Origin of the sequence: Asticcacaulis aquihabitans (assembly GCF_032490435.1) — a bacterium.
GTDB lineage: Bacteria > Pseudomonadota > Alphaproteobacteria > Caulobacterales > Caulobacteraceae > Asticcacaulis.
On sequence record NZ_JAVGWM010000004.1, the window covers coordinates 187,011 to 212,390 of the forward strand.

The following is a 25,380-nucleotide window of genomic DNA, read 5'->3' on the forward strand; positions in this document are numbered from 1 at the left end:
CATCACCGCGCCTGTGTGGCGAATCTGTGCCTTTTATAACGCACCACGTGCGTATTGAAATTGCAAACGCCGCATAAAGGGCGGTGTCACACCGCTGTCATACAACCTACATGCGACTGTCACATGTGGAGCCTATTGCCCCCTGCGTGGCCACAAAGCGGCCCCAAAATTGCCATTTCAAAAAAACGCACAAGGTTCATCACATGAAAAAATCGTCTTTCGCCATCGGTGTCGCCGCTGCGGCGCTCACGATGGTCGCCGCCGTGTCGGGCGCCTCGGCTCAGAGCTGGACCGACAATATCACCGTCGGCGGCCGTATGTACCTCGACGTGTCGTCGAGCTCGCTGGAAGTCAATGGCGCCAAGTCGGGCAGCAAGAACGGTTTTGGTTTCGACGTGAAGCGCGTGTATTTCCAAGTCGACAAGAAGTTCAACGATATCTACTCGCTGCAAATGCAGACCGACGTGTCTCCGGTCAACCAAACGAGCGGCTCGATCGCGGGTCAAGGCCTCTATCTGAAGAAGGCCTATTTCAAGGCGGCTTTCGATCCGGCCTTTGAAGTTTCGGTCGGTTCGAACGAAATGCCTTGGATCCCCTACGCCGAAAGCATCTACGGCTACCGTTGGCTGGAAAACACCCTGCTTGAGCAAAACAACACTGGTGCTCGCTCGACCTTCGGCACATCGGCTGACTGGGGTGTTCACGTCGCCGGTAAGTTTGCTCAGAACTTCGCCTATCAAGTCTCGCTCGTAAACGGCAAGGGCTACCGCGACTCGTCGCGTTCGGAAGGCATGGACGTGGAAACCCGTCTGTCGGCCAAGTTCGACCAATGGAACTTCGCTGTCGGCAGCTATACCGGCAAGCGTGGCCAGCAAACCTATTCGGGCACGACTGAAGTTGTCGCTCCGCACACCGCTCAGCGTTATAACGCCTTGGCTGCCTTCACGGGTGACCGTTTCAAGGCCGGTGTCGAATATTTCACGGCGACCGATTGGCAGACTGCCAGCATCCTCGACACCTCGGCGGATCACGCCAAGGCTGACGATTCAGACGGCTACTCGGTCTTCAGCTCGTACCGCGTAAGCCCGATGTATACCGTGTTCGGCCGCTTCGACAACGTCAAGCCGACCAAGAAGCTCGCGCCCTGGAACGAAGGCAACTATTATAACTTCGGTATCCAGATGTCGCCGCTGAAGGGCATCACGCTTGCCCTGGTTGCCAAGCACGACGAGTTCGACGCCTATGCCGGCGGTCCGGCTCTGAAGGGTGCCAAGACGAACACTAAGTTCAACGAAATCGGCATCTTCAGCGAGCTGCGCTACTAAGGGCTTTGGGGGGCAGATGGGCCCGCCGCTCCCTTGGAGCGGTGGGCCCATTCACCGGCGTAACTACCGGTATTCCTTAGCTTTGCGACTCTTGTCTTTTTAAATTCTGCGGACTGTTACAAATCTGTCATAAAAAACAGATAGAGCATTAATTAATAGTCTGCCCAACACTTCCTCTCATGGAGATATGGATGTTCAAGTTTCTGAAAGGCGCCATCGCCGCCGTGCTGATGACCGCAGCGGTCGCTCCGGCTGCCATGGCTGCCGACACGATTTCGGGTGCCGGCGCTACCTTCCCGGCCCCGCTCTACGCCAAGTGGGCTGAAGGCTACAAGCGCACCACTGGTAACCAACTGAACTATCAGGCCATCGGTTCTGGCGGCGGCATCAAGCAAATCCAGGCCAAGACGGTCGATTTTGGTGCCTCCGATAAGCCGCTGACCCAAGCTGAGCTCGACAAGTCCGGCCTTTACCAGTTCCCGACCGTCGTCGGTGGCGTGGTTCCGGCCATCAATATTCCGGGCGTGCCGAATGGCAAGCTGAAGCTGCCGGGTGCTGTTCTGGCCGACATCTTCCTCGGCAAGATCACCATGTGGAACGATCCGGCCATCACCAAGTGGAATGCCGGTCTGGCCCTGCCGGCCCTGCCGATCACCGTCGTTCACCGCTCGGACGGTTCCGGCACCACCTTCCTATTCACCTCCTACCTGTCGATCGCTTCGGCCGAATGGAAGCAAAACGTCGGCGCTTCGGACGCCGTTGAGTGGCCGACCGGTGTTGGCGGTGCGAAGAACGATGGCGTTGCCGCCCTGGTTCGTCAGACGGCCGGTTCGATCGGTTATGTCGAATACGCCTATGTCATGAAGACCGGCATCAGCTACGCTCTGGTCGCTTCCAAGGACGCCACCTGGCCGCAACCGACCGCCGCTGCCTTCAAGGCTGCGACTGCTGGTGCTGACTGGGCCCACGCCCCCGGCAACTACCTGCTGGTTCTGAACCAGCCGGGCGCCAATGCTTGGCCGATCACGGGTGCCACCTTCATCCTGATGTACAAGGATCAAGCCAACCCGACCAAGGCTGCCGAAGTTCTGAAGTTCTTCGACTACGGCTACAAGGCTGGTGATTTCAACGCCAACGACCTCTTCTACGTGCCGCTGCCGGCTTCGGTGAAGACCATGGTCCGCAAGCAATGGGCTGAAAACATCAAGTCGAACGGCAAGCCGGTTTACGTCTCGCCGAACCCGTAAGTCACTGCGGACTTCCGCTGACTACGAAAACCCGATAATGAGCCGGGCGAGGTCCCCAATCGACCTCGCCCGGTTTCTGCCTGAAAATACCTGGCCTTAACGACACTGACCGCCGAATACTGGCTGCCGAAACGAACCGACAAGAGAGACAAGGACACATGTCTACAGACGTCAAATCCCCTCGCATCGATCTGACTGACCCCATTTTCCGCTGGGTCTCATTCGCTGCCGCTACCCTGTTGCTGTTGGTTCTGGGTTCGCTGATCACCATGCTGTTCATCGGTGGTTGGCCGGCCCTGTCGAAATTCGGTCTGGAATTCTTCCTGAAATTCAAGGATTGTCCGACCGGCCACGGCATCTGCATCGACACGCCCTGGAATCCCGTGACGGATCGCTACAGTGCCACCGCGCCGATCCTGGGCACCCTGATCACCTCCTTCCTGGCCCTGCTCTTCGCCCTGCCCATCGCCATCGGCATCGCCGTTTTCCTAACCCAGTTTTGCCCGCAACGTATCGCCCAGCCGCTGTCGACCGCTGTCGAATTGTTGGCCGGCATCCCGTCCATCGTTTACGGCATGTGGGGTCTGTTCGTTTTCGCGCCCTTCTTCGCGCAGCATGTCCAGACGCCGCTGATGATCATGGCGTCGCAAAATCCCAATTCCTTCTTCGCCAAGCTGGTCGCAGGCATTCCGAACGGGGCCAACCTGTTCACGGCGTCCATCATCCTGGCGGTTATGATCCTGCCTTACATGGCTGCCGTCTTCCGCGAACTCTTCCGCTCCATCCCGCCTCAGGTGCGTGAAGCTGCCTTCGGGGTCGGCGCCACGCCGTTCGAAGTCGTCACCGCCGTCATCATCCCCTACGTCCGCAAAGGCATGATCGGTGTCGTGATGCTCGGCCTGGGCCGCGCATTGGGCGAAACCATGGCCGTGACCTTCATTATCGGCAATTCGCATAAGTTTCCCAAATCCCTGTTCGACTCGTCATCGACCCTGGCCTCGACCATCGCCAACGAATTCGCCGAAGCGGCCGATATCCATCGGTCGGCCCTGATCGCGCTCGGCCTTGTCCTCTTCCTGATCACCTTCACAGTCCTGGCCATCGCGCGCTGGCTGCTGTCTTCGCAACGCTACTAGGAGCCGCTGTCATGGATCGCGCCCTTCGCCGCAAAATCGCCAATTCCGTTTTCATCGCGCTCTGCCTGATCGGCACAGCCATTGCCCTGATCGCCCTGGCGCTCATTCTCTGGTCCCTCTTCTCGCAGGGCATCGGGGGAATGAACCTGCAAATCTTTACAATGGATACGCCGGCCGCAGGCTCGCCGGGCGGCCTTCGCAACGCCATCGTCGGCTCCATACTGATGTGTGGTGTGGCCATGGTGATCGCGCTGGTCGTTGGTATCCTGGCCGGCACGTGGCTGGCGGAAATCGGCGGCGATACGGCCTATGGACACGTCGTCCGCTTCCTTAACGACGTGCTCCTGTCGGCGCCGTCCATCCTGATCGGTGTCTTCGTCGCCCAGGTACTCGTTTCGGGTAGCCCCATTGCGCTTGGGCACTTCTCCGGCTGGGCCGGCGCGGTCGCCTTGGCCATTCTGGCCACGCCCATCGTCACCCGTACGACCGAAGATATTCTGAACCTCCAGCCAAACGCGCTGCGTGAAGCCGGCATGGCGCTGGGTGCGTCGCAGTTCACGACCATCCGCACCATCATCTGGAAAGCGGCCGGCGCAGGCCTGCTGACCGGTGGTCTGCTCGGCTTCGCCCGTATCTCCGGCGAAACGGCGCCCCTGCTTTTCACGGCGCTCGGCAACCAGTTCTTCAACGCCAATATGAGCCAGTCGATGGAGAGCTTGCCGCACACCATGTATAACTTTGCGCTGACACCTTATGCCGACCTTAACAAGTTGGCCTGGGCCGCGGCCCTGCTGGTGGCTGTTGCCGTCCTCGGCGTCAATATCCTCGGCCGCTGGCTTGCCCGCGATAAAAACTCTCACTGATTTCATTCTTGACCGTAACTGAGAACCGTTATGACCGACACAATGTCCCCCGATTTCCAGAGCGTGATCACTCCCCCGCCGGCTGACAGCCTGGTGCTTGAGGTCAAGAAGCTCAACTTCTATTATGGCCAGAACCGCGCCCTGCACGGCGTCGATCTGCCGGTGAAGAAGAACGCCATCACGGCCCTTATCGGTCCGTCCGGCTGCGGCAAGTCAACGCTGCTGCGCACCATCAACCGTATGTACGATCTCTATCCCGGCCAGCGCGCTGATGGTGAGATTTTGTTCGAGGGCGAGAACATCATCGGCCCGAAGGTCGACGTCGCCGCCTTGCGTGCCCGCATCGGCATGGTCTTCCAGAAGCCGACCCCGTTCCCGATGTCGATCTACGACAACGTCGCTTTTGGCGTGCGCCTGCACAGTTCGAAGTCTAAGTCCGAACTCGACGAGATTGTCGAGACCTCGCTGCGCCGTGCGGCCCTATGGGACGAAGTCAAGGACAAGCTGACCAAGTCCGGCCTTGGCCTGTCGGGTGGCCAGCAGCAGCGTCTCTGCGTTGCGCGCGGCATTGCGGTCAATCCCGAAATCCTGTTGCTTGACGAACCGGCCTCGGCGCTCGACCCGATTTCGACCGCCAAGCTTGAAGACACGCTGGAAGAGCTGAAGAGCGACTACACCATCGTTATCGTCACGCACAACCTTCAGCAGGCGGCGCGTCTGTCCGACTACACCGGCTTCATGTTCCTGGGCAAGATGATCGAATTCGGGCCGACCGAAGAGCTGTTCGTTAAGCCGAAGGTCGACAAGACAGGCGAATATATCGGTGGCCGCTTCGGCTGATCGAGATATCTACCGTCACTAACGAAAAAGACCCGCCATCTGACGGGTCTTTTTTTATGCTCGCCGCCTATGGATCAGCGCACGTAAAGGGTCCTTGGCTCACCGTCCAGGGTGGTGCCGTCACTGCGGGTGGCGCGGACAGAAAGTTTATGTTCGCCCGGTACCAGCGATCCCTTCGGGAACTGGAAGTCGTATTGCAGCCTGGGCCAGTTCGAATCGTATTTCAGCAGGTCGGGTACGCGGAATTCCTTGGGGTCAAGGCCGTAGCGGGCGCGTGTTACCACCTTACCGTCGATCAGTATATCGACCGCCGTCACACCTTTCGGATCGGCGGCGACACCGAAGAAGTTGCTGCTGTTGTCTGTGTCCAGAAATTCGCCGCGTTCCGGGTGGGCGATATAGACTTGTGGGAAGAAGGGGCAGGGCGCCTTGGAGATATCCGTCAGCGGGGTTTGACGCACCCTGGCTGTATAGAAATCGACTGCCATCTTGTACGGCGGTAAACTGACGACGCGGAAGGGTTCGACGGCTTCGAAGTTGCGGCACAATGCCGTGTACATCGCGACCTGATCCGGCTCATGGTACAGGTAGGATGGTTCCAGCACGGCCATCATCACGCCCTTGCCCTTGTGCGTCTCAACCAGGGTCGGCAGGTCCAGGCCCCAGTGATGGCGCGCCACAACAAAGCGAGTTAGTTCATCGTTCGGATCGTCGAGCGTGAACAGGCGCCGGCCTCGCACGCCGGGCACGGCGGGAAACTCGATGTGGACCGCACTCATATGGCTGTTGGCCGCCCACACGATGTCGGGGCCGAAGCGGGCCTTGGCGCGCGCGTCAGCGGCCGCCAGATCGGGTTCCAGCAGCGACCAGTTTTCATTTTTCAGGATGTTGTGCTCGCGCACGCGATAGGGCAATTCCGCCGAATGGACGAAGGCCCATTGATAGGCGGTGCCGGCGATGCCGACGGTCAGGGCCAGAAGCGGGCCCGTGGCGATCAGGGCCTGCCGCATCCAGAGACCACGGCCGGTCACAGCCTTGGCGATGAAATTTTCCAGCAGTTCCGGAACGTAGGGCAGCAGGGGGACGAAGGCCATGAACGGCCAGTGGGGCATGATCTTCTTGTTGACAATGGTCTGCAGGCCATAGAACAGGAAAATGACGACGGCCTGGTATGCGAGGAGGCTTTCCGGCTTGTCACGGTCGCGTGTGAGCAGGTTCTTGGCGGCAACCACCATAGCGATGAAGAAGACGGGCGTGGCCAGGGCGAACTGAGTTTCAACATAGCCCAGTATCCGGCCGAAATTGGGTTGCAGTTTCGGGCGGTTCAGGACGTGGAACTGGATGGCTGGCCATTCGTTGACGGCATTGTAGATCAGGGACGGCACAAGGCCCAGGAACGCGATGCCGGCGGTCACCCAGACGCCCGGTCGCGTCCATAGCTTGCGGCCTTCGCGGCTGATCAACATGAAGGCTATGACGCCAAGGCCGGGGCCCATGAATCGGAAGTGGACCAGTAGGCCCAGCGCGGCGCAGACGCCGGTCAGGATCCACCACTTCATCTCGTCGCGCTGGATGCCGCGGATCAGGCATCCCAGCATGAGCGCCATCAGCAATTGCAGCGAGCCTTCCGGATAGAAGACGGTGCCGTTGAGCGACAGGGGCGGCAGCAGCAGGGCGATCATCGCCGCCCACAAGGCGTTGCGATGGCTGACCAACGGCTTGGCCATGAAATAGACGGCGAACGGAATGGCCGTTGCGATCAGCAGTGACACGATGCGCAAAGGCATGAGGTGCCAACCGAAGAGGGCGGTGATCAGACGCGCCAGCCAGGGAAAGCCGGCGGGAATGTCAGGATAGCCCAGGTCGAGATATTCACCGGACAGGACGAAGTGGCCCTCTTCCCAGATCACATGGCTGATCAGGGCGATATAGAATTTCCAGACCACCAGAAGGGCGCCAACGATGAAGAGGGCGCGGATCAGATGTTTGTCGTCGCCGAGGAAAGGCTTTTGCGGCGCCAGTGCCGGACGGTCGGCGTTCAGATCGTAGAATTCAACCATGGTGTCTCCCCAATGCGGCTTTATTGCCAGCAAGCGGACAGCGCGTAAACCCTACTTCTTCGCCAGGCTCCAGTCCTCAAACCGTCGTCCAGTCACTCTGGCCATATCTTGACGGCCCTAAAGGAGGACGTCAGGATTTTCCAAAAGACCAGTAGTCCAGATTGAAAAGCGGGCTATCTCCCTCGCCTTTAAACACCAGGATAAGGTCATGCGTTCCAACGGCGCCCGATACCTGCGTCGTTTGCACCTTCCAATGGTTCCAGTCGCCGGTGGGTGTAACGGTCAAGCGACCGATCTTCGGGCCATCGACCGAATCCAGGTGTAGCTCAATGACGCCGCCCTTGCCGTTGCTCGCGACGTTGGCGCTAAAGGTTGATGCGCCGCCCGCGCCGAAGTCGACGCCATTGATTTTGACATAGGTCAGATCTGTAATGCGGGTGAGATAAATTCCGACTGTGTCGCTGCGGGCTGTTTTGATGCCTGGCGCCCAGTCGATTGGACGGTCGCGGTCCCGTTTCACTCTTGACGTCCAAGCCAGTGTTTCGGCCTCCACCCGCTGATACGGCGACAACGTGTGGAGTTGCTTAACCCCGACTGTGTCCCACCATGGCTGGGTGCTGATCGTGCCATCGGGGTTATAATTGAATTCCGTCACCGTAACCGACCGGCGCTCATGATGAATGGGCGTCTCCGCGAAATTGAGGCGATAGTTGAAGCCGAACAGATAGGAATGGCCTTGAAAGTCGATGATGCCAGGGTGATTACCGGTTGATCCCGGATTATGATCCATGATGTCGCCCTTATAGGTCCACGGACCCGTGGGCTTGTCAGCCATGGCATAGCCAATGCCCTCCGGACAGCAGGTCGAGGCGTACGCCAGATAATATTTTGACTGACGTTTATAGAACCAAGGACCCTCTTGGTAGTTGGCAGGCTTGGACGGAACTTTTTCGATGTTTCCGCTATAGGAAATCATGTCTTTGTTCAGCTTGACGTACCACAGATTTGGATTGCCCCAGTACAGATAAGCCTGGCCATCATCATCGATCCACACGGTCGGATCGATAAAGCCGTCTGCCTTGTCTATCAGAGGCTTGCCGAGCGCGTCCCGGAAGGGGCCTTCAGGCTTATCGGCAACCGCCACTGCGATCACATTCTTAGGCCAACCGGCTACGCTGATAGGGACATACAGGTAAAACTTGCCATCGCGCGCGACAACCTGCGGTGCCCAGGCATCGTTTTCCTGCACTGCCCAGGGGAATGTTTTCAACGACGCGACAACGCCCTTGTCTGTCCAATTCACCATGTCGGTAGATGTGTAGAGGTGCCAATCCCGCATTTTGAAGCCGTTGGCATCGTCTTCATCATGACTGGTATATAAATACACAACGCCGTCGTGCACCAAAGGTGCCGGATCGGCGGTGAAGGAGGTTTGAATGATCGGATTTTCGGCCATTGCCGGCTGGGCAAGGTACAGAGGCGCCGCAAACGCCAAGGCTATGGCTAAGGGCACGTAGCGGCTGAACATCGAAAACCTCCTCAGAAGACGCCGGGACTATAACAGCCATCCTCAGTAAAAATAGGTTTTATATAATGCCGAGGTTGTCGCACATGTTAGCCAGAACAGAATGGGGTGATGGCAGCGTCGCTGTGTAGCGTCGGAACGAAAAACCGCAATGGACGGATTGATGTCGCGCACCCGCGTGACCCCGGCCGGCATAGGGGATATGGCCCGGCACCAGACAGCGGTAATGGCGATATGTGGCTAACCGGTGCCTTAGCCCTTGACCAATTCGCGCGTGGCGTTGGACACGGTGTAGTCGGCGGCGACGCGGACATCACGCAGGTGGCGGACCTGACGGATCGATTCTTCGTAGAGCGGGTGGGCCTTATAGGCGCGGAAATCGTCAATATTGGCGAACTCGCCGTAGACGATGACGTCAATATCGTTGGCCAACTGGTCTATTTTTTCGTTGTACGACACTTCCAGCACGGCGGCGTGTTCGATCTGGGTCAGAACAGAGAGCCCCCGGTAGATAGTGTCGCGATCCGCGGCGTTTTTGCAGGAAAACATAACGATGTGACGGATCATGGCGGGCGCTTTTTGTAACAAATCTAACGACCGCTTCCTTAAAGCCTCAGGCCTGTCCGTCAAGCTGTGATTTTGCCGCAGAGCCTCACGCGCCGTAAAAGTCGTAGGCAATTATTCGCCGGCCAGACCTTCGGCATGGCCGCACTCACGGCTGTGCACATGGGAGGGTCGGCTGTGGTACAGATAGTTATAGGCGTGGCCGAAGGCGATGCACAGCGCACCCATCACACTGATCGCGACTTCGATATCGGCCAGGGCCGGTATGAAGGCCGCCGCCGCGAGGAGAGCGAGCCCGACAACGATGGGGGCGGAAATTTGCCACTTGCGCCAGACATGCGACGCGCGGATGGCCCATATGCTCACGGGGGCCGCGGTCAGGACGAGGGCAGCATGCACCCAGCTGCCTGTAAACGGCGTCAGCATCGGCAGAACGGCGACCAGAAAGGGTAGGGCGAGGCAGTGCACGACGCACAGGGCTGACAGCCCCATGGAGGCGATATCAAGCCATTTCTTCTTCAGGTGCAGCATGGTCAAATGTACCGTCGACGGCGGAAGGCCGTACATGCAAATATGTTATATCATAACCTTTTGCAAGGCTGAGCTCGAAATAAACTGCTCGCAGTCTGGTGACAGGTCAAAAATCCCATCTGCACGGACCCGTGAATTCGCTTGCGTATTTTAATAAATCAAATTTAATTAATCAGGGGTTCGACGCATATGAAAAAGATCGGACAGGTTGGGAGGCACAGATGACCGAAACAGCGGTGCGGCGGCTGGCAAACGTGCAGGCAGAATACGAGGCGCTGATGACAGAATCAAACGCGCCGCAGCCTTGGTCAAACGGCATCTATCAACGCTGGCAGCGTCCTGTGATCACCGCTGACCATGTACCGCCCGAATGGCGTTACGACGTCAACCCGCACTCCAACCCCTTCATGATGGAGCGTCTGGGCATCAACGCCACCTTCAATGCCGGCGCGATGAAATGGTGGGAGAAATACATCGTCGTCGTGCGTGTCGAAGGCAATGACCGCAAATCCTTCTTTGCCATCGCGGAAAGCGACACGGGCGTCGACGGCTTTCGTTTCTGGCCCAAGCCGGTCGTCCTGCCACAGACCGCAGACCCAGATACCAATGTCTATGACATGCGTCTGACGGCCCACGAAGATGGCTGGATCTATGGGCTGTTCTGCACTGAGCGCAAGGATTTGAGCCAGCCGGACGACCTGTCGGCGGCAACGGCGCAATGCGGGATTGCCCGCACCCGTGACCTTGCCGAGTGGGAGCGCCTGCCCGACCTCATCACCCGTTCGGGCCAGCAGCGCAATGTCGTCCTGCATCCCGAATTTGTCGACGGCAAATATGCTCTTTATACCCGTCCCCAGGACGGCTTTATTTCTGTCGGTTCCGGCGGCGGGATCGGCTGGGGCCTGTGCGACGACATGACCCGCGCGGTGGTGGAGCGCGAAATCATCGTCGATAACAAGGCCTATCATACCATCAAGGAAATCAAGAACGGCCAGGGACCGGCGCCGATCAAGACCGCCGACGGGTGGCTGCATCTGGCGCACGGCGTGCGTAACACTGCCGCCGGTCTGCGCTATGTGCTTTACATGTTCATGACCGCCCTGGACGAACCATGGCGGATCATCCACGCGCCCGGTGGTCATTTCATCGCGCCTCAAGGCGAAGAACGCGTGGGGGATGTGTCGAATGTCACCTTCGCCAATGGCTGGATCGCCGATGACGATGGCGCGGTCTTCATCTATTACGCCTCGTCCGACACCCGCCTGCATGTGGCGACCTCTAGCGTGGCGCAACTGGTCGACTATTGCAAACATACGCCGGAAGACCCGTTGACCTCGGCAGCCTGCGTGGCACAACGTATCGCGCTCATTGACCGTAATGCCGCCTTCATGGCGAACCAGCCGTGAGTGACGTTACCGCACACCTTAAACGGCAGGCTCGTGATGAAGCGGGACGCCTGCTGCGTTGGTGGTCGGACAACCTGGTCGATACGGTGAATGGTGGATTTCTAGGGGAGGTCGACGCCGACGGCTTGCCGGTCGCGGATGCTCCCAAAAGCATCATCCTCAATACGCGCCTGCTGTGGTTTTTCAGCGCCGCCGCGCGCGCGCTCAAATCCGACGAGGCCCTGGTTCTGGCGTCCCGCGCTTCGGACTATCTGCACCGGTATTTCATCGATGCCGGGGCTGGTGGCGTTTACTGGCTGCTCGATGCGCAGGGCCGCGTCATTGACAGCAAGAAGCAAGCCTATGCCCAGGCGTTCACGGTCTACGCCCTGGCGGAATATTATCTGGCCAGCCATGACCTCATCGCCTTGAAAATGGCCGAGGCGTTACAGGATATGATCGAGGCGCGGTTCTGGGATAGCGGGCGCGGTGGTTATATCGAAGCCTTGGATCGCGAGTGGCGGCCTCTGGCTGATCCGCGCCTGTCGGAGAAGGATATCGACGCACCCAAGACCATGAACACGCATCTGCACATCCTGGAAGCCTATACGTCCCTTCATAGGGCAGCGCCACGCCAGGCGACCCAGGCGCGGCTTGACCGTATCCTGACCCTCTTCCTCGATCGCTTCTCCCACCCGCAGGGGCATCTGCGCCTGTTTTTCGACATGGACTGGACCGATCGCACGGCGGGCGTATCTTACGGCCACGATATCGAAGCCAGTTGGCTGATCTGGGAAGCGGCGCAGGCACTCGATGACGACGCCCTGCGTGACCGGTGCCGCCCGGTTGTGCTGGCCTTGGCCGGAACCACCCTGCATGAGGGCCTGTCGCCGGAAGGGGGCATGAATTACGAAAAACGGTTTGACGGTCACTTTGATCCCGACGGTGAGTGGTGGGAGCAGGCGGAAGCCTTGGTCGGCTTCGTCAATGCTTGGCATATGACGGGTGAGCCGGGCTGGCTCGATGCCGCTGACCGCGTATGGGCCTATACGAAGGCGCAATACGGCGCGGGCGGGAGGCGTGAATGGAGCTGGTACGCCGCTGCATCGGGCAGGGAGAAAATCTACACGGCGGGCATGTGGAAGTGCCCGTATCATAATGGCCGCGCCATGATCGAGCTTGATCACCGGCTTGGATAAAAGACCCGAAAATGGGGCCAAGAGGGAGCAGGGAATGAGCTTACAACCGATAGATATGGCTATTGTCGCCGGATATGTGCTGTTGACCATAGGTCTGGGGTTCTGGGTTGCCAAACTGTCGTCGGGCAGCCTGCAAAGCTATTTCCTGGCGGGCAACAAGCTGCCTTGGTGGGTACTGGGCCTTAGCAACGCGTCGGGCATGTTCGATGTTGCGGGTACGATGTGGATGGTCGGGCTGCTGGTGGTGTACGGCCTGAAATCGGTGTTCATTCCGTGGCTGTGGCCGGTCTTCAACCAGATTTTCTTGATGGCTTTCCTCGCGGTTTGGCTGAGGCGGTCGGGCAAGCTGACGGGCGCCGAATGGATCAGCTTTCGGTTTGGCGAGGACACGGGCGCCCGTGCCTCCCACCTGATCAACGTCGTCTTCGCCCTAATCACCGTGGTCGGTATGCTGGCCTTCGGGTTCCTAGGCATCGGCAAATTGGCAGCCGAATTCATTCCCTACAAATTCTCCGCCGACGCGATGATCAACGATAAGATCTACGGCCTGATCGTGGTTGCCCTGACCACGGTCTATTCGGTGAAAGGCGGCATGTATTCGGTGGTCATGACCGAAATCCTGCAATTTTTTATCAAGCTGGTGGTCTGTATCGCCATTGCCTGCATTGCCATCTCGCTCGTGACGCCGGAAATGATCCGCGCCGTCGTGCCGCCCACATGGCACAATATTCTGTTTGGTGCACACTTGAACCTGGACTGGGCCGGCGTTGCCCGCACCGCCGCGCCCGATCAGAAGGTAGTCGCCGATACCGCTATCGCCGTGATTCACCGCGAGGGCTATTCGGCCTTTGGCACCTTCTTCGCCCTTATGGTCTTTCAGGGGGTCTTCAAGGCTATGTCCGGCCCGGCGCCCAACTATGACATGCAACGCCTGCTGTCCGCCAAATCCCCGGTGGAGGCCGCCAAGATTTCAGGCTTCGTCAATGTCGTGCTGCTGTTTCCCCGCTACCTGATGATCGCCGGTATGGCAGTTTTGGCCCTGTGTTTCATTGGCCCCAGATGGACCGAAATGCAGGCCGCGGCCGTGGCGTCAGGTCAGGCCTTCGCCGGCGATATCGATTCCATCCTGCCCTGGGTTATCCGCAACTATATGCCGGCGGGACTGATGGGACTGGCGCTGGCGGGCATGCTGTCGGCCTTCATGGCCACCTATTCCGCGTCGCTCAATGCCGCCCCGGCCTATGTCGTCAACGACATCTACCGCAAATATATCCGGCCCGACGCTTCCGAAAAATCGCTGGTTCACATCTCCTATGCCACCTCGCTGACCTTCGCCGTCCTGGGTGCCTTCATCGGCTGGCAGCTCAAATCGATCGATCAGGTCGTGGGCTGGATTACGACAGGCCTATATGGCGGCTACACCGTCGCCAACGTCATAAAGTGGTATTGGTGGCGCCTGAACGGCACGGGCTATGCCGCCTCCATGGCGCTCGGCGTCGCGGCGGCTGTATTCATGGCCCTGCCTAAGGAGATCAGCGGCATGGTCATCGACCCGTTGCACGCCTTTCCTTGGCTATTTCTGGCCTGCGCGGCGGTTGCGGTGCTGGGCTCCTGCCTGACCCGGCCGGCCGACATGGTGGTGCTCAAGGAATTCTATCGCAAGACCCGGCCCTGGGGGTTGTGGGGACCGGTCCTGACCGCCTTGCGCGCAGATGACCCCGACGCCCAGCCGAACCGCGATTTCGCCCGCGATATGTTCAATTCGATCATAGGCGTCATCTGGCAGACAGCGATCACCGCCTCGGCCATCTTCCTGATTATCCGTGAGATGGATAAGTTCTGGCTGACATTCGGACTGGTCGCCCTGTGTTCGGTGGTGATGAAGTTTACCTGGTGGGATCGGCTGCGCAATGAGCCGGTTTAGGGTCTAAACGCTTGCTAGCTTTTGAAGGACTTGCGCAAAACCGTAACCGTACTACATACAGAAGGCTGCAATTCGGAGAGCCCGCTGTGAAAATTGAAATCTGGTCCGATGTCATTTGCCCCTTTTGCTATATCGGCAAGGCGGAGCTTGAAACGGCTTTGGCGCAATGGGGCGGTGAGGCTGAGATCAGCCATCGCGCCTTCCGCCTGAGCCCTGGCGAAGCGCCGACGCCGGTCGAGCAGATGCTGGGCCGCAAATATGGCCTCACACCGGATCAGGTAAAGGCCAATCTGGCCAATGTCGAAGCTCACGCGGCGCGTGCCGGTTTGGAATTTCACCTGGCGGGCACGATCGCCGGCGACACCACGGACGCGCATCGTCTAATCGCTCTGGCCGCTACGCATTCCAGGCAGGCAGACGCCGTCGCGGCCCTGTATCGGGCCTATTTTACCGACGGTCGCAATATCTTAGATCGCGCCGTCCTGTATCAAATCGGTGCGGAGATCGGTCTTGAGGCTGCCGATATCGATGCGGCGTTTACCTCGTCCGACATCGACATGTCGATTGCCCTGGATCAGCGCCAGGCCCAGGCTTATGGCGTGCGCGGCGTGCCCTTTGTCGTTGTTGACGGCAAGTTTGCCGTTTCGGGGGCGCAGCCGGTTCAGGCATTTCTCCAGACCCTTCAAGCGGCAGCGGCCGAAGCCGAGAAGACGGCCGTGATCGGCGAAGGTGAAGTCTGCGGCGTAGATGGCTGCGAACCCGCACAAAAATAAATATCGGTTTCGATTGGCGAATGGTAAGGCGCGGCCTATATAGGGCCGATAAAACCTCCCTCCCATACCTGAGCCAGTCGAAAGCGACCGCCTGATGAGTTCTCCCAATCTACAGAATACCCCTATGCCCAAGCCAAAAGGCAAGGCATCGGAGACCATCGCGTTCCTGAAACCTTACCTGTGGCCGTCCGACCGAGCCGACTTGAAGATCCAGGTCGTCTGGGCGCTGCTGGCCATGTTGGTCGGCAAGATTTTGACCGCCTTTACGCCGCTGACGTTCAAATGGGCGACCAACGCTTTGACCGTCCACGCCCCGCAACTGGCGCACCCCGACTGGTGGACCATGATCATCGGCATGCCGCTGGTCATGGTGGCGGCCTACGGCCTGGTCCGGATTCTGTTCAATATTTTCAATAATATCCGAGACGCCATGTTCGCGGCCGTCGGTCAACATGCCGTGCGCGGTCTGGCTAACCGGTCGTTCGTCCATTTGCATAACCTCTCCCTGCGCTTCCATCTCCAGCGCCGTACCGGGGGGCTGTCGCGCGTCATCGAACGCGGCAAGGCCGGGATTGAAACCATCATCCGTTTGACCATGATGGTCGGCATTCCGACCATTGTCGAATTCGTCCTGACAGCGGCCATCATCGCCTTGCAGTTCGATCTGATCTATGTCGGCGTCGTCGCGGTTACAGTGGTCGTCTATGTCTGGTTCTCGATCATCGCCTCCAACTGGCGCATCAGTATCCGCAAGGACATGAACGAAGCCGATTCGGATTCGATGTCGAAAGCGGTCGACTCGTTGCTCAATTTCGAAACCGTCAAATATTTCGGCAACGAAGATCACGAATCTCAACGCTATGACCGCGCCACCGCCATGTATGAAAAGGCGGCGATCAAAACCTATACCTCCCTCGCCTGGCTCAATATCGGTCAGACGGTCATTTTCGGCATCGGCATGTTGGTCGTCATGGTCATGTCGGTCCTGGAAGTGATGAACGGCACGAAGACGCTCGGCCATCTGGTCATGGTCAATGCCTATATGATGCAGTTGTCCATTCCGCTCAATTTCATCGGCACCCTCTATCGTGAAATCTCGACCGGCCTGATCGACATGGAGGCCATGTTCAAGCTGCTCGACGAACCGCAGGAGGTCACCGATGCGCCGGATGCGACCGATCTGGTGATCAGCGATGGGCATGTCCGGTTCAATGATGTGATCTTTTCCTACGATCCCGACCGCGCCATCCTGAAAGGCGTGTCCTTCGACATCCCGGCGGGCAAGACGGTGGCCGTTGTCGGCCCGTCGGGTGCCGGCAAATCAACCCTGTCGCGCCTTTTGTTCCGTTTCTATGACGTGAAGGGTGGCAGCATCGAAATCGACGGCCAGGATATCCGTCAGGTATCCCAGGCGTCGTTGCGCAAGGCCATCGGCATGGTGCCGCAGGATACCGTCCTGTTCAACGACACCATTGCCTACAATATCGGTTACGGAAAATATGGTGCTTCACGGGCTGAAATCGAACATGCGGCCGAGCAGGCTCAGGTCGCCGGCTTCATCGCCACCTTGCCGAAAGGCTATGATACCGAGGTTGGCGAACGCGGCCTGAAGCTATCCGGCGGAGAAAAGCAGCGCGTGGCCATCGCCCGCACCCTGCTCAAGGCGCCACCGATCCTGATCCTCGACGAAGCGACGTCTGCGCTTGATACGCATACCGAACGTGAAATCCAGGCGTCGCTCGATGACGTGTCTAAGAATCGCACGACCCTGGTTATCGCTCACCGCCTCTCCACCGTCGTTGGCGCGGACGAAATCCTGGTGCTTAAGGATGGCGTCATTGCCGAACGCGGCAAGCATGCCGACCTGATGCGCCTCAATGGCCTGTACCATTCGATGTGGGAGCGTCAGCGTGCGGCAGATGCTGCCAGGGAAACCCTGGCCAAGGTCGCCGCCGAAGTCGAATAATCCGAACACGGAATATATGCTCGAAGCCCTTCCGAAACATAATTCGGAGGGGCTTTTGCTTTGCGCATAGCAAAAGTCCCTCTTACCGGCGGGTAAGAGGGACTATGGCGCGGCCAAAGTAGGGATTCTTTGTATTGAGCGGGCCCGATCGTAAAAGCCCACAAATCCGCGAAGCGCAGCCGGAAACGAGCGTTTCCGTCAAATGGCTTACATCGAAGACGAGGTGGTCGTCGTCGTGGTCGTGGACATGGCGGCTTCCGAAGCCGGTGCCATTCCCGATGTCGGCGCCATGGCGTCGGCAGCCGGCGAAGTCACTTCCGTCGACGTTTCCGTCGTCGTGGAGGTTTCTTCCTTCTTCGAACAGGCGGCGGCCGACAGGCACAGGCTGGCAGCAGCAGCGATGGTCATGATTTTAGCAATATTGCGCATAATTGTGATTCCTTCTCACCAAGACGTGAAGGGAATATGGAGGAGAGGGTGTATGGAAGCGCTGTGGCTCGGGGCGTAATTTCATAAAAATTTAGTAAGTGCGAAATAAACGCCGCCCGTGCCCGATTTGCTATTGTGCCGTCCAGCCACCATCGATGCTGAGCGGGGCACCGTTGATGGACTTGCCGGCATCCGAGCACAGGAACATGGCAAGCGCGGTAATATCTTCCACGGTCACGAATTCACCGGTCGGCTGGGCGGCCAGGATTACCGTTTTGATGACTTCGGCTTCGGTCATGCCGCGGGCCTTGGCGGTGTCGGGAATTTGCTTTTCGACCAACGGTGTCTTTACGTAGCCCGGGCAGATGGCGTTGCAGGTAATGCCATGTTCCGCGCCCTCCAGGGCGATGGTGCGCGTAAAGCCGAGCAGGCCGTGTTTGGCGGCGACATAGGCCGACTTGAAGGGCGACGCAACAAGCGCGTGCGCTGAGGCGATATTGACGATGCGGCCCCATTTTTTTGCCTTCATGGCGGCGAAGGTCAGGCGGGTGGTGTGAAAACTCGCCGTCAGGTTAAGGCCGATGATGGCGTTCCATTTTTCCGGCGGAAAGTCTTCGATCGGGGACACGTGCTGAATGCCGGCATTATTGACCAGTATGTCGACGCCGCCCAGTTTGGTATCGATTTCCGTGATCAGGGCTGCGATCTGGTCTGGTTTGGTCAGGTCGGCGCCGTTGAACAGCACTTCGACGCCAAATTCCTTGGCCAGACCGCTGCGCTCGGCTTCGATCGCGGCCGGGTCGCCCATGCCGTTGAGCATGATATTCGCCCCTTGCGCCGCCAATCCCCTCGCTATGGCCAGTCCGATGCCGCTGGTGGAACCTGTGACGAGGGCGGTCTTGCCGGAGAGGGTAGCCATGAGGGTAGTCCTTATTCTTTGGGAGTTTCAGTAGAGGTTGGCGTCTCAGACGCGTGGGCGGCGACAGTCAGCGCCTGCTTTCCGCACTGTTCGACGAAATGCATGGTTGCCTTGGTCTGATCCTGGCCGTATTTCAGGCAGGTATCGGCCCATTTTTTTTGCAAATCGGCCACGGCGGCCGGGTCGCGTTTGCCGTCTTTGGTAATTTGCGCCGCTTCGTTCATCAGGTTCAGAGCTTCCTGGGTGAAGGCGGTGGTATCTTCTGCGTAGCGGCGAGAGGTTGTACTGATCATTTCGATCAGGTTGATCAGGCTGCGCGCGGCGCGCTGCTGCTGGTCTGCCATTAACCGCAGGCCGTGTTCGAAAGCCGAGGGAGTGCTCATCATAGGCCTCAATTAGCGTATGGACTTTGGTCGCGCCGGGAGATCCTAGGGATCAAAAGCCACCAAACTATGGCGATATTTCCGCTTAGGTGCAATGCGGAAAATATTTTGTGCGCTGCTAGTTAAGAAGGATCGAGCCGAGGAGAACCTTGGCCCCCTTCTGCCCCAAAATCTGGTCCGTGACGGCCTGGAACTGACTTGAAATGAAGTCAGGGTCGACCACGGACTGAGACGTCAGGCCACCGGCATAGCTCTGGAGGCGCGTCAGATAGGCGTCCTGGAGGCGTGGCATCATCATGACGATCTGTTCCGTCAGCTTGGGATTATCCGTGTAGAGGCCCATGTCGACACTCAATGTCCCATGCCTGCGCCGGCCGACATCCGTGAAGGCGGTAACCGTGCGGAACTGAGTATAGCCTACGCCACCGCCCTTTTTTTTGGGTTCGCTGGCGGTGGCTGGCAGGGCCATGAAGCTGGCGGCGGTTAAGCCTAGGGCGGCGGCAAGAAAGCGTCTGCGGATCATAATGCGCTATTGTATCGATACAGGGTTAAAAGGCGGTATATCGCGGTAATAAAAAAGTAACCATAAAATCAATGGTTTAAGTCAACTTCAGATTAAGGGGTTTCGGCTAGGCTAAGGGAATTGCAACCCGGAAGCCGCATGACGACCCAACATTCTCAGACCCAGAGGCTATTGCGCCGTATCAACAGTGCGACGACGTCTGTGTTGATTGTCGAGGACAACGACGCTTCGCGCCGGCTGGTTATGGAACTGCTGCGAGCGGCCGGTTTCAACAACCTGTCCTTCGCCCGCAATGCCGAAGAAGCCATCGATCATCTTCAGGCTCAGAACCCGGACCTCATGTTGCTGGACTGGGGATTGCCGGGCATGTCCGGTATCGAGCTGGTCACCGCGCTGCGCCAGGCGGCCTTGCTACCCGATCCCCGTTTTCCCAATCCGCAATTGCCGGTCGTCATGTTGACGGCGCGCCAGCGGGCGCATGACGTGACATTGGCGCGAAATGCCGGGGTCAATGAGTTCGTCATCAAGCCGTTTTCGACGAGTTCGCTCCTGCGCGCCCTGTCGTCCGCCCTGGTCAAGAAGCGCCGTTTCGTCGTCTCGGAAAATTTCGTCGGGCCTGATCGCCGCCGCCGGGCAGGCCTCTTCCCGGGCCTGCTGCGTCGTGCCGAAGATGCCCAGGAATTGTCGGCCTTGGGTCAGCGGTCCCTGGGCCAGGAAATCAACGCTTTGCGCGGCCTGATCCGCGCGGAAGGACAGTCCGGGACCCAAATAGACCGCGATCATGTCAACCAAGTGGTGATGCGGCTTATGCACACCCAGACCGTCGCCCATGATTTTCGCATGAAATTGATCGAACAGGCGACACAGTCTTTAAACGACTATGTGCGATTGTTCGGCGAAAAAGCCGAAGCCGATGTTCTGGATGTCCACCTCGACGCCCTGACCCGCCTGAACGAAATACCTTATGCCGATCCCGATGAAGCCCTGGACATTATCAAGCATCTGACCGCGCTGGTCGATAAGCGCAAAGCCAATCGCAAGGTCGCCTAATGAACGCATCCGCCACCATTGACGCCAAGGGAGCCGCTGCCAACAACAGCAATAACCGCGATGTGCGCAACCTGGCAAATCTGGGTGAAACGGCCTCCACCAGCCGGGTGCTCAACCTGTCTCAGGTCTATCTGGCGTCGGCGCGCGAGAAGGAATACCAGCTCAAGCCGTTCTTCCGCGACTCGCAGATGAACAAGTGCATTGTGATAAAGCACACCTTACGCGCCAATGAACGCGACATGTTCACGCGGCATCGCCGTACGGCAACCAAGATCATCCTGCCGTTTGATCCGCTGGATCTGAAGTTGGGCGGGCGCTCCATACTGGTCAATCAGGTCGGTTTCGACGTGTTTTGCCGCAACTATTTCAATACGGATGACGTCAACGCTAATGTGGATGTCCAGGTCCTGCGACTGCTCGACCAGTTGCCCTCGCTGGATCCTTTCCTCGTGCGCGAGCACCTGTCACGCCACGGTTTCAAGCCGGGCGCGGTCTATCTGAAAATTTCGCCGTTCGACCTTCAGCGCATGATCGGCTTCGCCAACGAAGAAATCGAACGCTTGGTGCGGACGGCCTTTTCAAACGCCCTGTCCGGCGGTGCGGCAATCAAGTTGGCAGGCAAAATACTCGCCAACGAACTTGACAAAGAACTGTGGCCGCTCAAATCGACTCTGCGCATGTCGGATGAAGAGTTCTCCGACGGCATCTTCTCCTGGCGCGGTTTTCTGTATTTCAAGTGGCGGCATCTGGAGCTGCAGGATGAGATGCGCCGGGTGCTGGAAGGTCTCGCGACCTACCAACCGGTCGGACCGTGCGATGATGGTATCCGCGATTATCTCAAGGAAACGCGCCCGCGTCTCGCGCGCCGCATCGTCAACGCCATCGCCAGCGTCGGCCGCACGCTCAGCGTCTATGATCAAGCCTATCACGCCCTGGTCGAAGGTGAAAACCCCGCTCCGTTCCGCCGGTTCCTGATCGACGGCCCCGGCCTGTTCTTCGAATTGGGCGAAAGCATTGGCATCCTGTCGCACATCGGTTCCTTCTGGTCTTACCGCATGAGTCAGTCAATGATAACCCAACGTCTGACGCCGACTGAATACGGTGACATCCTGGCGGATTTCGAGGACTCCTTGTCTCTCGTCACGCGTTACGATGAAGACGACAGGGACCGGTGATGGGTGCCGCTCCCATCCTATCCGCCGGTTTGTTGCGTGCCGCGAGTGACAGCGATTTCTCGACCACACGGGAGATCCGCAACCTGGCGAATCTGAACCGCACCTGGTCGTCGTGCCGGGTGCTCAATCTCGCCAAGCTGTACACCGCCTATAACGAGAACGAAGATTACATCGCCAAGCCGATGTTCGAACATTCGGCCTTGAACCGAGCGGTCATCCTCAAACATACCTTGCGCCTCGATGAGCGCGACCTGTTTCCCAATGGCCGCCGCACGGTGACCAAGATTATTCTACCCTACGACCCTTACGACCTGAGACTGGGCGGCCGGTCATTCTTTTATCGCCAGACCCAGTTTGAAACCCTGATGCGCAGCTATCTCGGCATCGAGGACCTGGGCAAGAACCGCGATGCCCGTATCCTGCGCTGCATTGATGAACTGCCTTCGCTCGATCCCTTCCTGCTGCGCGAGCATCTCGACAAGGCCGGTTTTAATCCGTCCGGTGTCTATTTCCAGATTTCCGCGGCGGACCTCAAGGCCATGACGGCCTTCACAGCGCGCGAAATCGAAAACCTGGTCAATGTCGCCTTCGGCGGCAGCAAGGGAGGCGGGGCGACCAAGCTGGGCAACAAGATCCTGTCGGACAAGCTGAACCAGACCCTCGCGCCGTTACAAGAGACCCTGCACATGTCCGATGAGGAGTTCCACGAAGGCATCATGTGCTGGCGCGGCTTCCTCTATTACAAATGGTGCCATGTCGAATTGCAGGACGGCCTGCGTGAAGTGTTGGCTGGCATCGGCAGTCACCGTATTTCCGGCACCCATGACGATCACCTGCGCACCTATCTGCGTAAGGCACGTCCGCGCATCGCCCGCGCCATCATTGGCATGATCAACGATGCGAAAGAAACCCTGACCCACTACGACGAGGTCTATACTGCATTGGCGATGCGTCGCGATCCAGAACCGTTCCGTCAATTCCTCCTCTTCGGCTCGGAACTCTTCGTCGAGCTTGGGCAGAAGATCGGCACGCTCAACCATATCTCCTCGTTCTGGCGATTCCGTATGGCGCGTCTCAACAAGAAGGGCGTCAAGCCGCTTCAGGATATAGAATTCGCCGACATCCTGATGGATTTCGAAGCCGGCCTGTTCAATGTCATGAAAAAGGACATAATGCGCCAGCGGGCCTAGCGCGCAAAAGGCTCCGGACGGTATGCCCGGAGCCTTGAGGTACTGTCGGGCAAATGCCCCTATCGCGTTTGCCTACTTGTCCATCAGCTTTTGCATGAAATAGGTGTAGTCGATGGCGTAGCGACGCGCCCGCTCCGGCAGGTTGGACGCCGCCGCATGGCCGCCTTCAGTATTTTCATAATAGAAGAAGGGCAGGCCCATCTCTTCGAACAGCGCCGCCATCTTTCGGGCATGGACCGGTCCGACGCGATCGTCCTTGGTCGAGGTTTCGAACAAAGGTTCCGGGTAGGCGACGCCAGCCTTGACGTTGTGATAGGGCGAGATCGAGCGCAGGAAGGCGCCTTCGACCGGATCGTTCGGATCGCCGTATTCGCCTTGCCAGGACGCGCCTGCCGACATGTGCGTATAGTTGACCATGTCGAGCAGCGGCACTTGGACATCGACGGCGTTCCACAGGTCCGGACGCTGGGTCAATTGCACGCCCATGAGCAGGCCGCCGTTCGAGCCGCCCATGATGCCGAGATGACGCGGCGTGGTGATCTTGCGGGCGATGAGGTCTTCGGCCACGGCCTGGAAATCGTTATAGATATTCTGGCGTTTGGTTTTCAGCCCGGCTTCGTGCCACGCCGGACCGAATTCGCCGCCGCCGCGGATATTGGCCAGCACATAGGCGCCGCCCTTTTCCAGCCACAGCTTGCCGATCGTGCCCGAATAGGACGGTGTCATCGACACTTCGAAACCGCCGTAAGCGTTGAGTATGACCGGCGTGGTGCCGTCGAGCGCGATATCCTTGCGCGCCACCAGGAAGTAGGGAACCTGCGTGCCGTCCTTGGATTTGGCCCAGAATTGCTGGACCTGCAAGCCATCGGCATTGAAGCGCGCCGGTGAGGATTTCAGCGTTTCCGACGTGCCGGACGCCGCATCGACCATCACCAGGGTCGCAGGGATCAGGAAGGAAGAGACGCTGACCAGCACGCGGTCGCTCTGGTCATCGGCCGAGGTTACGGCGATGGCAGAATTGGACGGCAGGTCGAGCTTTTTAGACGACCATTTGCCGCCGCTGTACTGATAGCTCCAGACCTCGCTGGTGACATTGTTCAACAGGTTGAGGACCAGGCGGTTTCGGGTCTGGCTTAAGCCTTCGACCGATTGGTGCGCGTCCGGCTGGAAGAGCAGGGTGGGTTCCAGCGCCGCCGGTTTGGTCAGGGCATTTTTCAGGTCGAAGACCAGGACAGCGCCGGTCTTGAAGGTCTTGCCGCCGGCGGAGGTCCAGTCCTCTTTCAAGGTATAGATAGCCTGGCCCTGCATGTAGCCGGCGAAGCTGGACGACGTGGGCAGGGGCAGGGCGATCGCCTTGCCGTCGACATAGAACCTCTGCTCGGTATGGAAGAAATCTATGCCGCGGTAGGACATGTCCATCACGTAGCTGCCGTCGATATTGCGCAGGACGTAGCGGCCGGCGCTGACATCGGCCTTGGTGCCGCGGAAGATTTCGGTCGCCTGATCGAGGCTCTGACCGCGCTTGAGTGCCTTGGTGATGTAGGCATAGCTCGACGCGGTGACATCGCCGGGCGTCCATTCGCGCGTAACATATACCGTATCGGCATCGCGCCAGCTGACGCTTTGCTTGCCTTCGGGCAGGTCGAAGCCACCGGCGATGAAGGACTTTGTGGTGATGTCGAATTCACGGATGACGGTGGCGTCCTTGCCGCCATCGGAAAGGGAGATCAGGCAACGCGTGTAGTCGGGCGCCAGGCAGTCGGCGCCTTCATAGACCCAGTTCTTGCCTTCCGCCTTGGACAGAGCGTCGATGTCGAGAATGGTGTCCCATGCCGGGGTGGCGGTCTTGTAAGAGTCCCAGGTGGTCTGGCGCCAGATACCATGAACGTGGTCGGCGTCCTGCCAGAAGTTCTGGACCATGCCCTTGTGCGCGAAGCTGGGATAGGCGATCCGGTCGGTCGCCTGAAGAATGGCAAGGGCCTCAGCCTGACTTTGCGCGAAACGTGGGTCTTTTGACAGACGGTCTAGCGTCGTCTGATTGTGGGCCAGAACCCACTTCATCGCCTCCGCGCCGTCGATCTCATCCAGGAAGGCGCGCGGGTCGGCGGTCTCCTTCGCGGCCGTATTGGGGTTGGACGAAAGGGGTTTGGCGACTGTGGTCATGGTCTGTGCGTGGGAAACGAGGGGATGCAGGGGGCTGAGCGCGACAAGTGCCGTGGTTACACATAGGGATTTCAGGGAGTTTTGCACCGGGGGCCCGCCTTTTTTGTTCAGCAAAAGATAACGGGTGAAACTAGCCCGTTTCCGCGCCTTGGCAAGATTACAAAAGGTTCATCTTTTTTCGAGAAAAGTACTTTACAAAATAAAGTTCTT

Annotated in this window: 22 protein-coding genes; 13 read left to right on the forward strand and 9 right to left on the reverse strand. The window is 58.6% G+C overall.

Features of this window, described 5'->3' with window-relative positions; genetic code table 11:
- Positions 1 to 203: 203 nt before the first annotated feature.
- The 5 genes from RCJ00_RS15210 to pstB all read left to right on the forward strand — a co-directional run bounded on the left by RCJ00_RS15210 (position 204) and on the right by pstB (position 5,411).
- Positions 204 to 1,325 (forward strand): porin family protein, encoded by a 1,122-nt coding sequence (locus tag RCJ00_RS15210; protein WP_316223008.1) that lies wholly within the window; start codon positions 204 to 206, stop codon positions 1,323 to 1,325.
- A gap of 191 nt (positions 1,326 to 1,516) precedes the next feature.
- Positions 1,517 to 2,572, forward strand: a complete 1,056-nt coding sequence (gene pstS / locus RCJ00_RS15215; RefSeq protein WP_316223010.1) for a phosphate ABC transporter substrate-binding protein PstS — start codon at positions 1,517 to 1,519, stop codon at positions 2,570 to 2,572.
- A 158-nt stretch (positions 2,573 to 2,730) separates the two neighbouring features.
- Complete coding sequence (gene pstC, locus RCJ00_RS15220; RefSeq protein WP_316223011.1) at positions 2,731 to 3,708, forward strand: phosphate ABC transporter permease subunit PstC; 978 nt, start codon at positions 2,731 to 2,733, stop codon at positions 3,706 to 3,708.
- Positions 3,709 to 3,719: 11 nt separating this feature from the next.
- Positions 3,720 to 4,571 (forward strand): phosphate ABC transporter permease PstA, encoded by an 852-nt coding sequence (gene pstA, locus RCJ00_RS15225; RefSeq protein WP_316223012.1) that lies wholly within the window; start codon positions 3,720 to 3,722, stop codon positions 4,569 to 4,571.
- Between the two features lie 30 nt (positions 4,572 to 4,601).
- Positions 4,602 to 5,411: a phosphate ABC transporter ATP-binding protein PstB gene (pstB, locus tag RCJ00_RS15230; protein ID WP_316223014.1), complete on the forward strand. Its 810-nt coding sequence runs from the start codon at positions 4,602 to 4,604 to the stop codon at positions 5,409 to 5,411.
- 74 nt (positions 5,412 to 5,485) lie between these two features.
- Here pstB and RCJ00_RS15235 read toward each other — a convergent pair whose 3' ends face one another.
- The 4 genes from RCJ00_RS15235 to RCJ00_RS15250 form a co-directional block, all read right to left on the reverse strand.
- Positions 5,486 to 7,471, reverse strand: a complete 1,986-nt coding sequence (locus tag RCJ00_RS15235; RefSeq protein ID WP_316223016.1) for an ArnT family glycosyltransferase — start codon at positions 7,469 to 7,471, stop codon at positions 5,486 to 5,488.
- Between the two features lie 130 nt (positions 7,472 to 7,601).
- Complete coding sequence (locus tag RCJ00_RS15240; RefSeq protein ID WP_316223018.1) at positions 7,602 to 8,999, reverse strand: glycoside hydrolase family 43 protein; 1,398 nt, start codon at positions 8,997 to 8,999, stop codon at positions 7,602 to 7,604.
- Between the two features lie 249 nt (positions 9,000 to 9,248).
- The gene (locus tag RCJ00_RS15245) at positions 9,249 to 9,563 is read right to left on the reverse strand and encodes a Dabb family protein (protein WP_316223020.1); all 315 of its coding nucleotides are present in this window, start codon (positions 9,561 to 9,563) and stop codon (positions 9,249 to 9,251) included.
- Positions 9,564 to 9,674: 111 nt separating this feature from the next.
- Positions 9,675 to 10,091 carry a MerC domain-containing protein gene (locus tag RCJ00_RS15250; RefSeq protein WP_316223022.1) on the reverse strand — a complete coding sequence of 139 codons (417 nt, stop codon included), beginning with the start codon at positions 10,089 to 10,091 and terminating at the stop codon, positions 9,675 to 9,677.
- Positions 10,092 to 10,312: 221 nt separating this feature from the next.
- Here RCJ00_RS15250 and RCJ00_RS15255 point away from each other — a divergent pair, with 221 nt between their 5' ends.
- The 5 genes from RCJ00_RS15255 (at position 10,313) to RCJ00_RS15275 (ending at position 17,338) form a co-directional block, all read left to right on the forward strand.
- The gene (locus RCJ00_RS15255) at positions 10,313 to 11,497 is read left to right on the forward strand and encodes a glycoside hydrolase family 130 protein (protein ID WP_316223024.1); all 1,185 of its coding nucleotides are present in this window, start codon (positions 10,313 to 10,315) and stop codon (positions 11,495 to 11,497) included.
- Positions 11,494 to 12,675, forward strand: coding sequence for an AGE family epimerase/isomerase (locus tag RCJ00_RS15260; RefSeq protein WP_316223025.1), 1,182 nt, complete (start codon positions 11,494 to 11,496; stop codon positions 12,673 to 12,675). The genes RCJ00_RS15255 and RCJ00_RS15260 overlap by 4 nt, the downstream gene beginning before the upstream one ends.
- A gap of 34 nt (positions 12,676 to 12,709) precedes the next feature.
- Positions 12,710 to 14,599, forward strand: coding sequence for a sodium:solute symporter family protein (locus RCJ00_RS15265; RefSeq protein WP_316223026.1), 1,890 nt, complete (start codon positions 12,710 to 12,712; stop codon positions 14,597 to 14,599).
- A gap of 86 nt (positions 14,600 to 14,685) precedes the next feature.
- Positions 14,686 to 15,372, forward strand: coding sequence for a DsbA family oxidoreductase (locus RCJ00_RS15270; protein WP_316223027.1), 687 nt, complete (start codon positions 14,686 to 14,688; stop codon positions 15,370 to 15,372).
- 124 nt (positions 15,373 to 15,496) lie between these two features.
- Complete coding sequence (locus RCJ00_RS15275) at positions 15,497 to 17,338, forward strand: ABCB family ABC transporter ATP-binding protein/permease (RefSeq protein ID WP_316223028.1); 1,842 nt, start codon at positions 15,497 to 15,499, stop codon at positions 17,336 to 17,338.
- 207 nt (positions 17,339 to 17,545) lie between these two features.
- Here RCJ00_RS15275 and RCJ00_RS15280 read toward each other — a convergent pair whose 3' ends face one another.
- The 4 genes from RCJ00_RS15280 to RCJ00_RS15295 all read right to left on the reverse strand — a co-directional run bounded on the left by RCJ00_RS15280 (position 17,546) and on the right by RCJ00_RS15295 (position 19,592).
- Entirely contained in the window at positions 17,546 to 17,767 is a 222-nt protein-coding gene (locus RCJ00_RS15280; RefSeq protein ID WP_316223029.1) for a hypothetical protein, read from the reverse strand.
- Positions 17,768 to 17,897: 130 nt separating this feature from the next.
- Entirely contained in the window at positions 17,898 to 18,686 is a 789-nt protein-coding gene (locus RCJ00_RS15285; protein WP_316223031.1) for a 3-hydroxybutyrate dehydrogenase, read from the reverse strand.
- A gap of 11 nt (positions 18,687 to 18,697) precedes the next feature.
- Positions 18,698 to 19,072, reverse strand: a complete 375-nt coding sequence (locus tag RCJ00_RS15290; RefSeq protein ID WP_316223032.1) for a phasin — start codon at positions 19,070 to 19,072, stop codon at positions 18,698 to 18,700.
- Positions 19,073 to 19,187: 115 nt separating this feature from the next.
- Positions 19,188 to 19,592, reverse strand: coding sequence for a Tat pathway signal protein (locus RCJ00_RS15295; protein WP_316223033.1), 405 nt, complete (start codon positions 19,590 to 19,592; stop codon positions 19,188 to 19,190).
- 138 nt (positions 19,593 to 19,730) lie between these two features.
- Between RCJ00_RS15295 and RCJ00_RS15300 the strand changes: the two genes are divergently transcribed.
- The 3 genes from RCJ00_RS15300 to RCJ00_RS15310 are packed head-to-tail and all read left to right on the forward strand — an operon-like array spanning position 19,731 to position 23,007.
- Positions 19,731 to 20,642 (forward strand): response regulator, encoded by a 912-nt coding sequence (locus RCJ00_RS15300; RefSeq protein WP_316223034.1) that lies wholly within the window; start codon positions 19,731 to 19,733, stop codon positions 20,640 to 20,642.
- Complete coding sequence (locus tag RCJ00_RS15305) at positions 20,642 to 21,817, forward strand: hypothetical protein (protein WP_316223035.1); 1,176 nt, start codon at positions 20,642 to 20,644, stop codon at positions 21,815 to 21,817. Before RCJ00_RS15300 ends, RCJ00_RS15305 begins: the two co-directional genes overlap by 1 nt.
- Positions 21,817 to 23,007: a hypothetical protein gene (locus RCJ00_RS15310; RefSeq protein WP_316223036.1), complete on the forward strand. Its 1,191-nt coding sequence runs from the start codon at positions 21,817 to 21,819 to the stop codon at positions 23,005 to 23,007. Before RCJ00_RS15305 ends, RCJ00_RS15310 begins: the two co-directional genes overlap by 1 nt.
- 72 nt (positions 23,008 to 23,079) lie before the next feature.
- Here the strand turns inward: RCJ00_RS15310 and RCJ00_RS15315 are convergent, their stop codons facing one another.
- Positions 23,080 to 25,170 carry a prolyl oligopeptidase family serine peptidase gene (locus RCJ00_RS15315; RefSeq protein WP_411267556.1) on the reverse strand — a complete coding sequence of 697 codons (2,091 nt, stop codon included), beginning with the start codon at positions 25,168 to 25,170 and terminating at the stop codon, positions 23,080 to 23,082.
- Positions 25,171 to 25,380: the final 210 nt, after the last annotated feature.

Bases quoted from the DNA above. Each gene is read 5' to 3' on its own strand.
- RCJ00_RS15210 (WP_316223008.1), top strand. From the start codon at position 204: ATGAAAAAATCGTCTTTCGCCATCGGTGTCGCCGCTGCGGCGCTCACG.
- pstS (WP_316223010.1), top strand. From the start codon at position 1,517: ATGTTCAAGTTTCTGAAAGGCGCCATCGCCGCCGTGCTGATGACCGCA.
- pstC (WP_316223011.1), top strand. From the start codon at position 2,731: ATGTCTACAGACGTCAAATCCCCTCGCATCGATCTGACTGACCCCATT.
- pstA (WP_316223012.1), top strand. From the start codon at position 3,720: ATGGATCGCGCCCTTCGCCGCAAAATCGCCAATTCCGTTTTCATCGCG.
- pstB (WP_316223014.1), top strand. From the start codon at position 4,602: ATGACCGACACAATGTCCCCCGATTTCCAGAGCGTGATCACTCCCCCG.
- RCJ00_RS15235 (WP_316223016.1), bottom strand. From the start codon at position 7,471: ATGGTTGAATTCTACGATCTGAACGCCGACCGTCCGGCACTGGCGCCG.
- RCJ00_RS15240 (WP_316223018.1), bottom strand. From the start codon at position 8,999: ATGTTCAGCCGCTACGTGCCCTTAGCCATAGCCTTGGCGTTTGCGGCG.
- RCJ00_RS15245 (WP_316223020.1), bottom strand. From the start codon at position 9,563: ATGATCCGTCACATCGTTATGTTTTCCTGCAAAAACGCCGCGGATCGC.
- RCJ00_RS15250 (WP_316223022.1), bottom strand. From the start codon at position 10,091: ATGCTGCACCTGAAGAAGAAATGGCTTGATATCGCCTCCATGGGGCTG.
- RCJ00_RS15255 (WP_316223024.1), top strand. From the start codon at position 10,313: ATGACCGAAACAGCGGTGCGGCGGCTGGCAAACGTGCAGGCAGAATAC.
- RCJ00_RS15265 (WP_316223026.1), top strand. From the start codon at position 12,710: ATGAGCTTACAACCGATAGATATGGCTATTGTCGCCGGATATGTGCTG.
- RCJ00_RS15275 (WP_316223028.1), top strand. From the start codon at position 15,497: ATGCCCAAGCCAAAAGGCAAGGCATCGGAGACCATCGCGTTCCTGAAA.
- RCJ00_RS15280 (WP_316223029.1), bottom strand. From the start codon at position 17,767: ATGCGCAATATTGCTAAAATCATGACCATCGCTGCTGCTGCCAGCCTG.
- RCJ00_RS15285 (WP_316223031.1), bottom strand. From the start codon at position 18,686: ATGGCTACCCTCTCCGGCAAGACCGCCCTCGTCACAGGTTCCACCAGC.
- RCJ00_RS15290 (WP_316223032.1), bottom strand. From the start codon at position 19,072: ATGATGAGCACTCCCTCGGCTTTCGAACACGGCCTGCGGTTAATGGCA.
- RCJ00_RS15295 (WP_316223033.1), bottom strand. From the start codon at position 19,592: ATGATCCGCAGACGCTTTCTTGCCGCCGCCCTAGGCTTAACCGCCGCC.
- RCJ00_RS15300 (WP_316223034.1), top strand. From the start codon at position 19,731: ATGACGACCCAACATTCTCAGACCCAGAGGCTATTGCGCCGTATCAAC.
- RCJ00_RS15305 (WP_316223035.1), top strand. From the start codon at position 20,642: ATGAACGCATCCGCCACCATTGACGCCAAGGGAGCCGCTGCCAACAAC.
- RCJ00_RS15310 (WP_316223036.1), top strand. From the start codon at position 21,817: ATGGGTGCCGCTCCCATCCTATCCGCCGGTTTGTTGCGTGCCGCGAGT.
- RCJ00_RS15315 (WP_411267556.1), bottom strand. From the start codon at position 25,170: ATGACCACAGTCGCCAAACCCCTTTCGTCCAACCCCAATACGGCCGCG.